Annotated in this window: 13 protein-coding genes; 9 read left to right on the top strand and 4 right to left on the bottom strand. The window is 71.7% G+C overall.

Features of this window, described 5'->3' with window-relative positions; all coding sequences use genetic code 11:
• Window positions 1–172 precede the first annotated feature (172 nt).
• A complete protein-coding gene (locus tag AB7F12_RS11150; protein WP_428502124.1) occupies window positions 173–955 on the bottom strand; it encodes an IclR family transcriptional regulator in 783 nt (260 codons plus the stop codon).
• A gap of 568 nt (window positions 956–1,523) precedes the next feature.
• On the opposite strand from AB7F12_RS11150, the gene AB7F12_RS11145 reads away from it, so the two are divergent.
• From AB7F12_RS11145 to AB7F12_RS11120, 6 genes are read left to right on the top strand one after another with little or no spacing between them, the layout of a single operon-like run.
• Complete coding sequence (locus AB7F12_RS11145; RefSeq protein WP_428516839.1) at window positions 1,524–2,918, top strand: ABC transporter substrate-binding protein; 1,395 nt, start codon at window positions 1,524–1,526, stop codon at window positions 2,916–2,918.
• 6 nt (window positions 2,919–2,924) lie between these two features.
• On the top strand, window positions 2,925–3,815 hold the full coding sequence (locus AB7F12_RS11140; protein ID WP_428502126.1) for a branched-chain amino acid ABC transporter permease: 891 nt from the start codon (window positions 2,925–2,927) through the stop codon (window positions 3,813–3,815).
• 5 nt (window positions 3,816–3,820) lie between these two features.
• Entirely contained in the window at window positions 3,821–5,638 is a 1,818-nt protein-coding gene (locus AB7F12_RS11135; protein WP_428502127.1) for an ATP-binding cassette domain-containing protein, read from the top strand.
• Window positions 5,586–6,290, top strand: a complete 705-nt coding sequence (locus AB7F12_RS11130) for an ABC transporter ATP-binding protein (protein WP_428502128.1) — start codon at window positions 5,586–5,588, stop codon at window positions 6,288–6,290. The genes AB7F12_RS11135 and AB7F12_RS11130 overlap by 53 nt, the downstream gene beginning before the upstream one ends.
• 59 nt (window positions 6,291–6,349) lie before the next feature.
• Entirely contained in the window at window positions 6,350–8,053 is a 1,704-nt protein-coding gene (locus AB7F12_RS11125) for a GMC family oxidoreductase (protein WP_428502129.1), read from the top strand.
• A complete protein-coding gene (locus tag AB7F12_RS11120) occupies window positions 8,043–8,543 on the top strand; it encodes a gluconate 2-dehydrogenase subunit 3 family protein (RefSeq protein WP_428502130.1) in 501 nt (166 codons plus the stop codon). Before AB7F12_RS11125 ends, AB7F12_RS11120 begins: the two co-directional genes overlap by 11 nt.
• A 4-nt stretch (window positions 8,544–8,547) precedes the next feature.
• Here AB7F12_RS11120 and AB7F12_RS11115 read toward each other — a convergent pair whose 3' ends face one another.
• Entirely contained in the window at window positions 8,548–9,174 is a 627-nt protein-coding gene (locus AB7F12_RS11115; protein ID WP_428502131.1) for a TetR/AcrR family transcriptional regulator, read from the bottom strand.
• Window positions 9,175–9,342: 168 nt separating this feature from the next.
• On the opposite strand from AB7F12_RS11115, the gene AB7F12_RS11110 reads away from it, so the two are divergent.
• Entirely contained in the window at window positions 9,343–10,326 is a 984-nt protein-coding gene (locus tag AB7F12_RS11110) for a Ku protein (protein ID WP_428502132.1), read from the top strand.
• A 126-nt stretch (window positions 10,327–10,452) separates the two neighbouring features.
• Window positions 10,453–11,463 (top strand): Dyp-type peroxidase, encoded by a 1,011-nt coding sequence (locus tag AB7F12_RS11105; protein WP_428516837.1) that lies wholly within the window; start codon window positions 10,453–10,455, stop codon window positions 11,461–11,463.
• On the opposite strand, the gene AB7F12_RS11100 is transcribed toward AB7F12_RS11105, so the two are convergent.
• Together AB7F12_RS11100 and AB7F12_RS11095 are read right to left on the bottom strand one after the other, a co-directional pair.
• On the bottom strand, window positions 11,460–13,130 hold the full coding sequence (locus tag AB7F12_RS11100) for a CocE/NonD family hydrolase (protein ID WP_428498240.1): 1,671 nt from the start codon (window positions 13,128–13,130) through the stop codon (window positions 11,460–11,462). The genes AB7F12_RS11105 and AB7F12_RS11100 overlap by 4 nt on opposite strands.
• A gap of 54 nt (window positions 13,131–13,184) precedes the next feature.
• Window positions 13,185–13,715 (bottom strand): DUF3558 family protein, encoded by a 531-nt coding sequence (locus AB7F12_RS11095; RefSeq protein WP_428498241.1) that lies wholly within the window; start codon window positions 13,713–13,715, stop codon window positions 13,185–13,187.
• A 677-nt stretch (window positions 13,716–14,392) separates the two neighbouring features.
• Here AB7F12_RS11095 and AB7F12_RS11090 point away from each other — a divergent pair.
• Entirely contained in the window at window positions 14,393–15,088 is a 696-nt protein-coding gene (locus AB7F12_RS11090; protein WP_428498242.1) for an MOSC domain-containing protein, read from the top strand.
• Window positions 15,089–15,146 lie beyond the last annotated feature (58 nt).

The raw sequence follows: 15,146 nt of genomic DNA, 5'->3' as shown, positions 1-15,146 counted from the left end.
AGGGCCGATGTCCGGCAACCCACGGGCGTGACCCGCCCGGCTGGACCGCCGCAGCCCTGCACCGCTGGGCGCAGGCAGGTTGGGCCGCAACGGATCGATGCCGACCATGGGTCCTCCCGGCGCTGGGTGACCATGAGGATGCGAGGTGTGGGTGGCCGGCAGAAGGCCGATCTCATTGAATGAGAGGGTTCTTGGCCGCGCCTGCCGGACGCGCGCCGAGTCCGCGGGCGATCCCGCGTGCCGAGGCACGCAGCACCGGGATCCACGCGAACGCCTGGCCGTCGTTGGGCACGATCACCGACAGCGCCGCGACCACCGCGTCCCTCGCGTCACGGATCGGCACCGCGATGCCGGACGCGTCCGGGTGGACATGACCGTTGGTGACGATGTAACCGTCGCGCCGGATGCCTGCCAGCACGCGTCGCAGATGTTCCTGGTCGGTCAGCGTGTGGGCGGTCAGACGTTCACGGGCACCGGCCAGCATGCGCTCCTGGAGCTCGGGCGGCCCGAAGGCGACGAGGACGAGACCGGAGGCCGAGACGTGCAGCGGCAGCCGGCCCGCGATCGGCGTGACGTTGACGACCGCGACCGGCGCCGACAGCCGTTCCAGGAAGAGCACCTCGGCGCCGTCGACCACCCCCAGCTGAACGTGGTGGCCGACAACGGCGTGCAGGTCCTCGAGGTAGGGCATCGCCGCCTCGCGCAGGGCCAGCGTCGGCGAGGCCCGCTGCGCGAGCTCCCACATCCGCATACCCACCAGGACCCGTCCGTCCGCCGTCCTGGTGAGCAGCCCGTGGCTGACCAGCTCGGCGACCAGCCTCGACGCGGTGGCGATGTGCAGGCCGGACAGGCGGGAGAGCTCGGTGACCGTCAACGCCCGGCGGCTCGACGTGAACGCCTCGAAGATCCGCACCACGCGGGAGATCACCGACTCACCCGACCCGGTTCGCGACACGGAGGCAGTATCCGGTAGATCCCGTCACGGTCGGTCCATCCGGCTGTCCGGCGTTCGACCGGATCGTCCGGAGCGGGCGTCGTGCTCCCGGCGCGTCGCCCGGCCGGCTCCCGCCGGCCGGGCGGCCCCTGCTCACGTGCACTGAATCCGAAAAGCACCCGACGAGGCGGGCGAACAGCTGCGTCGTCGAACGCGGACCCGGGATTTCGGCGTCGGCGGAATCGGAGGTGTTCGCTCCGCTCGAGCAACGGATCGCCCGCCAGGAAACGCACCGACTGATTTCGCCCGGCGGCGTTCGTGGCCGCCGCCGGGACCGCACGACACGATTGGGCCGAGTTCGGACGTATTCTGTTCGGTGACGACTCTCGACGCCAGCCCTGCATCGATATCATCGAGCCCGGCGCCATTAGTCGGCGACGACCGAACGAGAGGTATTTCCCTCCCCTCCGGGTAGGTCCGGGCCGGCGGAACTACTGGCGCCAGGCCTGGTGGGACCAGTACTCCGAATGGTCGACCGGCGGGGCTTCCCGCGGCTCACCAACGCCACTGAAGCGCATCTCGCGTGCAGATGTCCGTTCTTGACAGCTCTGGGCGCTCTGGTGTTGTATTCGCGGTGAGCCGCCCACTGCGTGCCGGAACGTTGTCCGTGGTCCACGCCCGAGACGCGTTTCAAGCAGATTCTTGCAGATTTCCGAAATGGCCTCCCCGCCACTCGTCTCGACAGTTTCGCCGGGCGCGAAACGGTATTGAAAATGTCTCAAAGGAGAGACTCATGAGATTCGCTGCGAGGTCGTCGCTTCGATCCGTCGCACTTCTGTGTGCGATAGGTCTGGTCGCCGGATGCGGCGGGGACAGCGGATCGACCGGAGGCGGGAGCGACGCGTCCACCACCACCATCAAGGTGGGCATGACGATCGAGGACTCCGGCACGCTCGGCGTGTTCGGCCGGGCGATCAAGCAGGGCGCCGTCATCGCCACCGAGGAGCTCAACGAGGCGGACTACCTCGGGTCGGCGACGCTGGACCTCGACATCCAGGACAACCGCGGGGACAAGGCCACGGCCGTGTCGCAGTACAAGGCGTTCGAGGCATCGGACGTGGTCGGTGTCCTGTGCTGCGTGGTCGGCACCACGGCGGGTGCGCTCAAGCCGCTCGCGACGGCCGGTGGGATGCCCACGGTGATGACCTCCGCCGCGTCGAAGGGCCTGCCCGAACTGCCGAACTTCGTCCGGGTGTCCTACGACGCCGCCGCTCCCGGCGGCCTCTACAGCCAGACCGTCGACGCCGCAGCCGCACTGTGGCAGCCCAAGCGCGCCGTCATGGTGCTGGCCAACGACAGCCCGACGCTGGCCGACCCCGCGGTCCTCGAGGTGTGGCACGCCGCCCTGGCCAGGAACGGCATCGAGCTCGTGTCCACGGTCAACACACTGACCACCGACAAGGACTTCGCCGGCGCGGCGACGAAGGTGCTCGACCTGAAGCCCGACGTGGTGCTGGTCAACGTCCAGGCCAACTCGGGCCCGCTCCTGCTGCGCGCCCTGCAGCAGCAGGGCTACACCGGTCACAAGATCGGCAACTACTCGATGGCGCTGCCGTCGCTGTACGACATCGGCGGTCCGGCGCTCGAGGGGCTGACCTTCGCCGCCCAGTACTCGCCCGTGTTCGACAACCCGATGTCGAAGGAGTTCGTCCGCCGTTACGTGGCCAAGTACAACGAGCAGCCCGACTTCTTCTCCGTGTCCGGTTACAACGGCATGCGGTTCATGGCCCAGGCCGTCAAGGACGCCGGGGTCACCACCGATCGCAAGGCGATCGCGGACGCGATGAGCAAGATCACGACGCTGGAGACACCCGCGGGCACGTTCGAGATGCGCGACGGCGATGCGCACTTCACCGGCAAGGCGACGATCGTCACGTGGAACAAGGACGGCACGGTGAGCCTGGTCGCCGAGCCGGGGCGCTGAGCGGACATGCAGGTCTTCTTCCAGCAGGTGGTGAACGGGCTCGGTCAGGGGGTGCTGATCGGCCTGTTCGCGATCGGGTTCGGACTCGTCTTCTCCAAGCTGGGGATCCTGAACGTGGCCCACGGCACCTTCGCGACGTGGGGAGCACTGATCGCCTTCTACGCCGCGACCGGCCTCGGCGTGCCGCTGTGGCTGGCCGTCGCCGTGGGGGTCGTGGGTGCCGGGCTCGTCGGCGTCCTGGTCGACGTGCTGTGCTTCCAACCGCTGCGCGGGCGCGGCTCGCAGATGATGATCGGCACGTTGATCACGAGCATCGGCGTCTGGATCGTCTCGCTCAGCCTGGCCCAGGAGCTCGTCGGCGTCCACGGCAACGGCTACCCCGCGACGTTGCTGCCGGAGTGGAGTGTCAGCGTGTTCGGTGTCCTGATCCTCGCCAGCACGTTCATCAACGTTTGTGTCGCGGTCGTCGTGGTCGTGGCGATCTGGGTGCTGCTGAACCGGACCGGGTTCGGCGCCGCCGTGCGCGCGATCGGGCATGACGCACGCTCCGTCGCCGTCGTCGGCGTCAACCCGCGGCTGACGATCATCGGGACGGCCTTTCTCGCCGCGGGCGTCGCCGGGCTCGCCGGCGGGCTCGCCGGCATCACGTCGAACGACATCTCGTTCAACGTCGGTGAGACGCTCCTGCTGGCCGGCTTCGCCGCGGTCGTGCTCGGCGGCGTCGGCAGCATCGGCGGAGCGATGCTCGGCGGCATCACCATCGGGGTGGTGCAGGTGCTCAGCGCCCAGTACGTCTCGTCGGCCTTCCGTGACGCCATCACCTTCGGCGTCCTGCTCGCGGTGCTCATCATCCGGCCGCAAGGCCTGTTCAACCAGCTCGAAGCGAACCGGGCGTAGCGACCATGAACCTCGCCTCCTGGCTGTCGATGCTGCAGTTCGGCATCGTGTACGCGCTGTTCGCCCTGTCGCTGTACGCCTCGTTGTCCACCGGGGTGCTCAGTGTCGCCCCGATCAGCTCGGGCGCGATCGGCGGTTTCCTGCTCGCGGCGCTCGCGGCCGGGACCGGCGTTCCGGCGTTCGTGGTCCTGGTCGCGGGCGGTGTCGCCGGCGGGGCGTTCGGCTACCTGCTGTCGTACCTGTTCGGGCGGCTCAACGGCCACTACCTCGCGATGGCGACGATCGCGCTGCTCCTCATCACCAACGTGTTGGTGCTGAACGCGACGCCGTTCACCGGTGGGGTCAACGGCATCGCGGTCCCGCAGTGGTACGGCTGGGGCTACCTGGTGGGCACGCTGGCGCTCTTCGCCTACGTGTTCGCGCGGATGCGCGGCTCGCGGCTGGGACTCGCTGCCGCGGTGGTGCGTGAGGACCCGCTGGTCGCTGCCGGGATCGGGATCAACCCGGCCGCCATCCAGCGGATCGGGTTCCTGCTCGGCGGCCTGCTCGGCGGGGTGGCGGGTGTGCTGCTCGCCAACCTGCTGCGCTACATCGACCCGTCGACGTTCTACGTCCATCTGGCGTTCGTGTCGCTCGCCGCCGTGGTGCTCGGCGGCGCCTACCGGTGGCCCGGCGCGATCATCGGTGGGCTGGTGTTCACGGCGCTGCCGCAGATGCTCGACCGCCTGGTGCCGTCGAGCGTCGTGCAGATCATCTACGGCATCCTGATCATCGTCATCATGATCTTCCTCCCGAAGGGCCTCTACGACCCGGCCCTGTGGAGGCGGGCCACGGGTCTACTGCCCTCGCGCAAGGCCCCGGCCGAGCCTGCGGGCGTCGCGCCGACCGCCCCGTCGCCGGCAGCCCCGCCGCCGGCCGCCCCGTCACCGGTCGCCCCGTCGCCGGTTGAGGACGCCGTCCGGGCGCCGCGAGCCGACACCACGAGCCCCGCACCGACGGCGGACGACGACGTCGCGGCCGTCGAGACCCATGGGGTCACGAAGGTCTTCGGCGGGCTCAACGCGGTGGACGACTTCACCGTGCGGGTGCCGCGCGGCTCGATCTTCGGCGTCCTGGGGCCGAACGGCGCGGGCAAGACCACCGTGATCAACCTGCTGAGCGGAGTGCTACCGGTCGACAGCGGCGAGATCACGCTGTTCGGAACCGAGGTGACCGGACAGCCGGCGTACGAACGGGCGCGGCGCGGGTTGGCCCGCACCTACCAGAACATCCGGCTCTCACCCGGCCTGACGACGCTCGAGACGATAATGGCGGGTGGCTTCGTCCGGGGCAGCGCAGGCCTGCTCTCGATCGTCGCCGCCACCCCCGCGGAGCGCCGGGAGCGCCGCGAGCTCGCGGAGCAGGCGCGCGAGCTGATGTCCGCGGTCGGACTCACGACCCCGCCCGAGCTACACGCCGAGACCCTGTCCTACGGCGACCAGCGCCGGGTCGAGATCGCGCGGGCACTGGCGTCGCGACCGTCGGTCCTGCTGCTCGACGAGCCCACCGCCGGGATGAACTACACCGAGGCCTCGGCGGTCGGGGACCTGCTGCGCGAGATCGTCGCCCAAGGCATGACGGTGATCCTGATCGAGCACAACATGCGCCTGGTCATCGACTACTGCGACAGCTGCGTGGTCATGCAGTCGGGGCGGCTGCTGGCCGAGGGCGATCCTGCCGAGTGCCTGGCCGGCGCCGACGTGCAAGAGGCGTACTTCGGAAGGAGGGGCGATGCTGAGCGTGTCCAGGCTCTCCGTTTCCTACGGGCCGATCCAAGCAGTTAGGGAGATCGACCTCGACGTCCCCGACGGCCACTTCGTGTCGCTCATCGGCGCGAACGGTGCGGGCAAGTCCTCGGCTCTCAACGCCGTCGCCGGCCTGATCCGCCCGAAGGGCGGCCGGGTGCTGCTCGACGGCGAGGACGTCACCGGGATCCCAGCGCACAAGCTCGTCCGCCGAGGCGTCGCCATCGTCCCGGAGGGACGCATGGTCGCCGCGCCGCTGACCGTGTACGAGAACCTCCGCCAGTGTCGAGCAGCCGGCGGACGCACGGCCGCGCAGTTCGAGCAGGAGCTCCAGTCGGTCTACGACATGTTCCCGGTCCTCCGCAGCCGCCGTCACCAGCCGGCCGGGCTGCTCAGCGGCGGCGAACAGCAGATGCTGGCGATCGCGCGCGGGGTGCTGACCAACCCCCGGGTCCTGCTCCTCGACGAACCGTCGATGGGGCTGGCACCTGCAGTGATCGACGTGGTGTTCAACGCACTGCTGGAGATCCACCACGCGGGACAGACGATCCTGCTCGTCGAGCAGAACGCGGAACTGGCCCTGGAGATCTGCGACTACGCCGCGGTCCTGCAGCGGGGCGAGATCGTCGCCAGGGGGACCCCGGCCGAGCTGCGCGGCACCAACGAGGTGGTCTGGGCACTGCTGGGCTGAGACGACGGAGCCGGCCCACGGTACGGGCCGGCGACCCGGTGGAGGAGGAACGGAGGACCGTGGTCGCGCGAGCCAGGGAGACCGACGTCGTCGTCATCGGGCTCGGTGGGATGGGCGGAATCGCCGCGCACGTGCTCACCCGGGCCGGGATCCGGGTCGTGGGACTGGAGGCCGGGCCGCACCGTCCCGCATCGCAGATGACGTTCGACGAGATCCGCAACGACGTGCGGGAGTGGATGGCGGAACCGAAGGCCAGGCACGAGGTCCCTACGTGGCGCGAGCGCGAGTCCGACGTCGCGGGACCGTCCCCGTGGCCGATGCTGATGGCCAACGGGGTGGGCGGGGCCACCGTCCACTACGAGTGCGTCAGCCTGCGGTTCCACCCGTGGGACTTCCGGCCGCTGAGCAACATCGTCGAGCGCTACGGGGCCGCCGCGATCCCGGAGGGCGCGACGCCCGCCGACTGGCCCCTCGACTACGACGACCTGGCTCCGTACTACGACGCCACGGAGCGCGCACTCGGCGTGAGCGGGCTGGCCGGGCGTGTCAGGGACAGCGTGCAGCCCGGCGGCGACATTTTCGAAGCCCCTCGCACGCGTGACTACCCGATGCGCCCCTTGCGCCGCAGCGGCTGGAACGAGCTGATGCAGACCGCGGCCGAGGAGCTGGGCTGGCATCCGTTCCCGGCGCCCGCGGCGATCAACTCGGAGCCGCGTGACGGGCGCGGCGAATGCACCTTCTGCGGGTTCTGCCGGTGCAACGGCTGCCACGTCGACGCCAAGGGCTCGACGGCCACGACCGTGATCCCCCGGGCCGAGCAGACCGGCCTGTTGGCGATCGAGACGGACGCGCGGGTCGTCGCGATCGAGGTCGGTGCCGACGGCCTCGCGGCCGGCGTGCGCTACGTCCAGGGCGGGGTCGAGCGCTTCCAGTCCGCGCGTGTGGTCCTGCTCGCGACGTTCACCTACGAGAACACGCGACTACTGCTGCTGTCCCGGTCCGCGGCGTTCCCGAACGGGATCGCCAACAACGGCGGTCAGGTCGGCCGCAACTACATGGCGCACATCAACGCGTACGCGTTCGGGCTGTTCGCCGGGCGCAACCTCAACCTGTTCAACGGGACGATGGCCCAAGGGGTCTGCGTCAACGACTGGAACGCCGACCACTTCGACCACACCGGCCTCGGGTTCGTCGGGGGAGGCATGCTGTCGGCGTGGGGTGAGCTCAAGCCGATCGGTGTGGCGGCAGGGCGGGCGGTGCCCCCGGGAGTCCCCCGCTGGGGCGGCGCCTGGAAGCGCTGGCTCGCCGCCCACGCCCGGTCGGTGGGCGGCGCCTCGTCGCAGTTCGACTCGCTGCCCTACGAGACGAACCATCTCGATCTCGACCCGGTGGTCCGCGACCCGCACGGCCTGCCGGTCGTGCGCGTCACCCACCGCGTGCACGAGAACGAGCGGCGTGGCGGCGAGTTCCACGCAGAGAAGCTGCAGCAGTGGCTCCGGCGCGCGGGCGCGACCGAGACCTGGGCCGTGACCGACCAGGTCGAGGGCCGGCACGCCTACGGCGGTACCCGGATGGGCCACGATCCGCAGACCTCGGTGGTCGACGCGTTCGGCATGGCACACGAGGTTCCCAACCTCGGGGTCCTCGGCGCCTCGGTCTTCCCGTCCGCCGGCGGGTACAACCCGACGCTGACCGCTCAGGCGCTCAGCTGGCGCACCGCCGAGCACATCGTCGGGAACTGGGGGTCCGTCCGTGAGCGATGACGCGGTCGACGCGAACGGGCGACCCGCGGCCGTCGGCCTGACCCCGACCGAGCTGGCGATCCTCGACGCCGTCACGGAGCGCCTGATCCCCGGCGACGAGACCGGCCCGGGCGCGGCCGAGGCGCTCGTCGTGCGCTACATCGACCGGGCCCTGCGCACGGCGTACGCGTCCCTGCTCGACGACTACCGCCGGGGTCTCGCCGCGGCCGACCGCCACGCCCGGTCGTGTTCCGGTGCCGGGTTCGCGGACCTCCCGGACGCCGAGCAGGACGCGGTGCTCGGGGCGCTCGAGGCCGGCGAGGCCGGGCCGTCGGCCCGCGCGTTCTTCGCACTGGTCCGCCGGCACACCATCGAGGGAATGTTCGGCGACCCGTCGTGGGGTGGCAACGCCGACGGTGTGGGCTGGCGGCTGCTGGGCTACCACCCGCCCCGCGCGACGTGGAGCGCCGCCGAGCAGGCGGTCGAGACGATCGCCACCAGGCCGGAGTGAGGCCTCAGCCGCCGAGCTGGTCGGCGTGACCCTCCAGGACCTGGGGACCGGTGGCGATGCCGGACATGAAGATCTGCCAGAAGTAGCGGGCGATGGCCTGGTGGGTGAGCGGGCCGCCGGGGCGGTACCACTGGTAGGCCCAGTTGCACATGCCGAAGAAGGCGAACGTCGTCAGACCGGGGTTCTCGACGCGGAACTCGCCGGCGGCCGCCCCCTCCTCGATCAGCTGCCGGACCGTCTGGGTGTAGCGGTCGCGCATCTCCCGGGCGACGCGCCCCTCCTCCCCCGGGATCTCGCGGTGGTGTTCGAAGTAGACACGAAGGTGCCCGGGGCGCGTCTCGAGCAGGCCGAGGATGTCGTCCATGACGCCGAGCAGGATCTCCGGGCGCGGCAGCTCGTCGGCCACGCGCCGCTGCAACCGGTCGGTGAGGTCGTGGACGAGCTCGTCGTGGATCCAGATGACGATCTGGGTCTTGCTCTGCACGTGGTGGTAGAGGGTGGGCTTCTTGATCCCCACCGCCGCGGCGATGTCGTCCATCGACGTGGCGTGGTAGCCCCGCTCGTCGAAAAGCCGGGCGGCCGCCGCGACGATCTCGGCCCGCCGGGCCGTACCCTGGGGCGCCGCCTTCATGGGTCCCCTCCTTCACTCGCTCGGACCAGCGAGGATAGCCGACGACACGACCGTCCGGTCGGTCGGTCGCGACGTCCCGCAGGATCGGGCCCGCGCGCGACGGGTACACCGCGGGCGCCGCGGGTACGGACATCCCGGACGCCGACACAGCACCCGAGGAGGCCCGGCATGGCACGCGCGATCTGGACCGGCTCGATCACGTTCGGACTGGTGTCGATCCCCGTCGGCCTGCACACGGCGACCGGCGACCACACCGTCCACTTCCACCAGTTCGAACGCGGCACCTCCGACCGCGTCCGCAACAAGCGCGTCAACGAACGTACCGGCGACGAGGTCGACTACGACGACATCGTCAAGGGGGCCGACATCGGCGACGGCGAACACGTCGTCATCGACCCCGAGGAGCTCGACGCCATCGCCCCCGGCCGCTCGCGCAACCTGGAGATCAGCGACTTCGTCGAGCTCGCCGACATCGACCCCGTCTGGTACCAGCGCACCTACCGGCTCGCGCCCACGGAGGAGCAGTACGCCCGCCCCTACGCGCTGCTGCGCCGCGCCATGACGGAGACCGGCCGTGCCGGCGTCGGCACGTTCGTGATGCGCGGCAAGGAGTACCTCGCCGCGGTGCGGCCCGACGGCGACCTGCTCGTCCTGCAGACACTGTTCTTCGCCGACGAGGTGCGCGACCCCGACGACCTCGACGTGCCCGGGCGCGTCCAGGTCAAGGGCAGAGAGCTGCAGATGGCCACGAGCCTGATCGACTCCATGAGCACCGACTGGGACCCCACGCGCTACCGCGACACCTACCGCGACCGCGTCGAGAAGCTCGTCGACGACAAGAAGGCCGGCAACGAGACCGTCGTCGAGGCCGAGCCACCGGATGCGACGGAGATGTCGGACCTGCTCGCGGCGCTGGAGCGCAGCGTCGAGCAGGCGCGGCGACGCAAGCCCGGTGGTGGGTCGTCGACGGCGAGGAACGGGTCGGCATCGAAGAAGAAGACCTCGGGCCGGAAACGGGCGACACGACGTGCGGTCGATCTCGACACCGCGACCAAGTCCGAGCTCACCGCCCTCGCCAGGAAGCTCGACGTCCCCGGCCGCTCGTCCATGACCCGCGACGAGCTCGCCGCGGCGGTGCGCAAGGCCTCCTGAGCCGCCGGCAGGACGGTCGGGTGTCTCATAAGTCGGCAATCCGTTGCGGGATCGACGTGTGCGTCGAGAAGATCGGCTGCTGCCGTCGGGACGACCCCGTCGGCCGGTCGACGATCGGAGACACGCGTGCCGGTGGACCCCCAGCCGCAGGCGGTGCTCGCGCCGCTCACGGAGAGCGCGGTGTTCCTCACCCTGACCGTCGTCGACGGCGGCGAACAGGCCGTCCGCGACCTGCTGCCCGAGCTCGCCGGGATCGTCCGCTCCGTGGGCTTCCGGCTGCCCGACGAAGGACTGACCTGCATCATCGGCCTCGGCTCCGAGCTGTGGGACCGGACGTTCGACGGCCCACGCCCCGCCGCCCTGCACGCCTTCCGCGAGGTCGTCGGCGCACGCCACCACGCCCCGTCGACCCCCGGCGACCTGTTCCTGCACGTGCGCGCCCTGCGCCTCTACCCGTGCTTCGAACTGGCGCGACTCGTCCGCGAGCGGCTCGGCGGCGCCGTCGAGGTGACCGACGAGGTGCACGGTTTCCGCTACTTCGACCGCCGCGACCTGCTCGGGTTCGTGGACGGCACCGAGAACCCCACGGGCGCCGACGCGGCCGCGGCCGTCCTGATCGGCGACGAGGACCCGGACTTCGCGGGCGGCTCCTACGTCATGACGCAGAAGTACCTGCACGACCTGGGCGGGTGGCAGGCGCAAAGCGTCGAGGAGCGCGAGCACGCCGTCGGACGGCGGATGCTCGACGACGTCGAGCTCGACGAGGCCACCCAGCCGCCGGACTCGCACGTGGCGCTGACCCAGATCGTCGAGGAGGACGGGACCGAGCGGGAGATCCTGCGCGACAACATGCCCTTCGGATCGATCGCCCGCGGCGAGTACGGGACGTACTTCATCGGCTACGCCGCGGACCCCGACATCCCCGAACGCATGCTGCGCAGGATGTTCGTCGGCGAGCCGGTGGGCAGCACCGACCGGCTGCTGGAGTTCTCGACGGCCGTCACCGGCACCCTGTTCTTCGTGCCGTCGGCGGCGATGCTCGACGACCCGCCGCCCGCCCGCGCCGCCGCCGACCCCGGCGAGCCGGCCCCCGCGCGCGGTGACCTCGGAATCGGGGACCTCCGCAGCGCCCGCTAACCGACGACCGGAAGGACGACGCGGGAGCGGCCGTCGACGGGGAGTGTTCTCGCCGACGGGCGCAGGGTCGAGCCGGTGGCGGCGGGCTCGCCGGAGCCGAGGTTGCGGGCCAGGCGCGGGTGCGCGCCGCCGGAGAGCTGCAGCCGCACCCGGTGCCCGGGGCCGAAGCGGTGGGCGGTGCCGGCGAGCTCGACGCGCACGACCTGCTCGCGGTCGGCGTCGGTGAGGCGGACGAAGCCGTCGGTGACGTTGAACGACCGGTCGCGGGTGTCGACGTCGCAGATCCTGACGAAGAGGTCGGCGTGCGGGTTGTCGCTGCGGTGGGCGAGCTCGACGACGATCGTCCCGGCGACCTCCAGGGTCTGGGCCAGCGGTTCCCCGGTGAAGGTGACGACGTCGGCGCGTTCCTCCAGGGGCCCGTTGTCGACGACGCCGGCGGTCTTGCCGTCGAGGAGCGGCCCGCCGAGCGCGGGGGTGGGGTCGGTGGGGTCGTAGGTGAAGGTGACGGGCGCGGCGGGCCGGGTGGGAGCCGTCGCGGCCAATCCGCGGCCGGGCTCGACGTGCAGGGTCTGCGGCGTGGTGGGTGGGGGCCAGTCCTCGGAGCCGCGCCAGCCGGCGTCGGCACCGGTGACGTAGACGCGCACGGGCGTCGGGCGGCCTTCGGGGCGGCCCGCCATCCGGGCGCCGAGGAAGTCGATCGCCTCCTGGGTGACGCGCCCGCCACCGCGCGCGGCAGCGTCGGTATGGGTCCAGGGCCCCACCGTGAGGGCGACGTCGAGACCGCGTCCGTGCAGGTGGGACCACTGGTCGAGGGTCTGGCGGATGAAGATGTCCTGCCACCCGCCGACGAGCAGGACCGGCGTCCGGACGCGGTCGAGCGCGGCGGAGAGCTGCATCGGCTGCCAGAACGGGTCGGTGGGGTCGGGGCGTGAGGCCCAGTCGCGATACCAGGGGGCCTGCCCGGCGAGCAGGGTCTCGCCGGACGCGACGAGCGGGACGCCGTCCATGGCCGTGCGCTGCCTGCGCTGGGTGGAGCGTTCCCGCAGCAGCCGCTGCAGGAGGGTGCCCTCCTCCTGGTGGGCGACCATGTCGCTCCAGCCGAGGAAGTCGGCCAGCGAGAACGACCCGATGCCGTGGGCGGAGCGGTTGAAGTCGTGCGGGCCGACGACGATCACGGATGCCGCGAGCTCGGGCGGCGGGTCCATGAGCAGCGCCCACTGCGTGAAGCCGAGGTAGGACAGGCCGAGCGTCGCGAAGCTGCCGGTGAACCACGGCTGCTCGCGCATCCAGGCGACGGTGTCCTGGCCGTCCTCGATCTCGCGGCGCATCGGCTCGAACGCCCCGCCGGACCCGAACGTCCCGCGCACGCTCTGCAGCAGGACCTGCCAGCCGCGGGCCGCGTAGACGCGGGCGAAGGCGAGGCTGTTGAGCGTGGTGCGGCCGTAGGGGCCGCGGACGAGGATCGTGCCGAGGGGGGCGGAGTCGGCGGGGGTGTAGAGGTCGCCGATCAGGTCGATGCCGTCGCGCATGGGTGCGCGCAGGCCGTCGGTGACGGTGTAGTCGCCGCCGGGCGGGAGCTTCCAGACGCGGTCGATCACCTTGTCGGCGAACCGCATCCCGCGCCCCGGCCGTTCGGCCACCTGTTCCGTTGCGACCGTCGTGGTCATCCGGCGCCTCCCATGGGTCTCGGCTCCCGGCCCGACGCTAGCCGAACCGGTGGGTCAGAGCGCGGCCTTGACCTTGTTCGCGACGCCGGCTGCCTTCTGCTGGTCCTGCGCGCCGCTGTTGGTGGCGACCTGCACCTCGCAGAGCCGCTCGTCGGCGACGAACTGGACGACCCCGCCGGACAGGCCGCGCATGCCGTCGGACAGCGGGGTGACGGTGCCGCGTTCGGGCTGGGCGGCGGGCAGGGTTCCGCCGGGGGCGGTGCCGGAGCCACCGACGCTGACGGTCACCGAGTAGTAGTTCTCCTGGTTCTCCCAGGTGCAGCCACCGGCGTCGCCGGGGATGGTCTCGGCCCTGCCCTCGACGGTCGTGCCGATGATCGCCTGTACGTCGGCCGGCTGGAGCAGGGCGCAGGCGTCGACGGGAGTCCCGCCGCTGTCGACGAGCGCACTGGCGGTGGCCTTCGCGGCGTCGAGGTCGGTGCCGGTGCCGGTGCCCGGGGTGGAGCCGGCGCAGGCGGACATCGCGAACGCGAGGGCGAGGGCGGCCAGGGGTGCGACGAGCCGGGCACGGCGGGACGTGGACATGGGTCGCTCCTGGTGTGCGGGGCGGCCGGCGTCGCGCCGGACCGGTGTCGGGGGCTGCCCGGTCAGTCGTTCGCGACGCCGTGAACGTTATGGCCCGGCGATGTCCCGACCCGGGCGGCGCGCCGAGCACCGCGCACGCTGCGAGCAGCACGGACACCGGCGGGTTGCTACCGAACGTCCGACGGGTAGGGCCCCCGGCCCAGAGGCGGGAGCGGTCGCGACGGTCGCCGGCGCGGAGGCGACCCCGTTGAGCCGCGCGTGGTGCGCGGCGGCCCAGCGGTCGCTGACGGCGGGGGCCTGCAGCGGTGGCACGGTTGCGCGGGTCACGCCCGCCGTCACCCGGGATCGCCGGTTCGGCGGGGTGGCATGACCGCCCGTCCGGCCGATGCCCATCGCACGTCCGGTCGGCGAGGATCACCGAAAAGGGACAGAACGGGTCGGGGGGACGACGCCATGGCGGCCGCCTGGAGCGGTGCGCCGGCCGTGCGGGCGGGCGACGCCGCCGCCCCGGCGGCCCGCGACCCGACGAGCCGGGAGGCCGCCACGGCGCTCTCCGGCACCCGGCGAGACCGTCGAGCACCGCCTGGGCACCGTGTAGAAAAAGGGTCGGAGTCCGGTCGCACCGCGAACCGCGCGCGGCACCCGGCGAGTCCTGACAGATCGGGAGGAGACGCGCGATGCGAGTGCTGACCGTGTCCGTGGGTACCGTGAACACGTTGCGCTGGAACGGACGCACCATGCCGTCCGCCATCGCCAAGGTGCCCGTCGCCGGGCCCGTGGAGGTGGGCGGGAGCGGGCTCGTCGGCGACCGGCAGGCCGACCGGAAGAACCACGGCGGCCCCGACAAGGCGGTCCTGCTCTACCCCGGTGAGCACTACCGGGCCTGGGACCATCTGCCCGACGACGCCGACCGCCCGGCATTCGGCGAGAACCTGACCCTGCACGGTGTCCTCGAGTCCGACGCCGTGATCGGGGCCGTGTACCTCGTCGGCACCGCGATGCTGCAGGTGACCCAGCCCCGCCGCCCCTGCTACAAGCTCGCGGCCCACCACGGGATCCGCGACATGGCGGTCCGGGTGCAGGACACGGGCCGTACCGGCTTCTACGCCCGCGTGCTGCGCTCCGGCCAGGTTCGCGGCGGCGACGTCGTCGAGGCGGTGAGCGTGCCCGAGCACGGCATCACCGCGGCCGACGTGCACCGCGTGCTGAACGTCGAGCGTGACGACCTGCCCGCCGCTCGACGTCTGCTCGCCACTCCCGGGCTGCTGCCGGAGTCGTGGGCGGCCCTCCTGCGCCGGCGGCTCGACGGCCGGCTCGAGGACGAGTCCAGGCGGCTGCACGGCCGCGCCCCGCGGGACACCTCCGGGGAGTAGCGCCTCGCCGCCCGGTCGCCCTGACCCGGCCCTTGCCGCTGGGACCGCCCCGCGCTTG

Source organism: Pseudonocardia sp. (genome assembly GCF_050250275.1).
Lineage (GTDB): Bacteria > Actinomycetota > Actinomycetes > Mycobacteriales > Pseudonocardiaceae > Pseudonocardia.
Note: the sequence above shows the minus strand (reverse complement) of the source record. Positions and strands in the feature narration are given on the sequence as shown.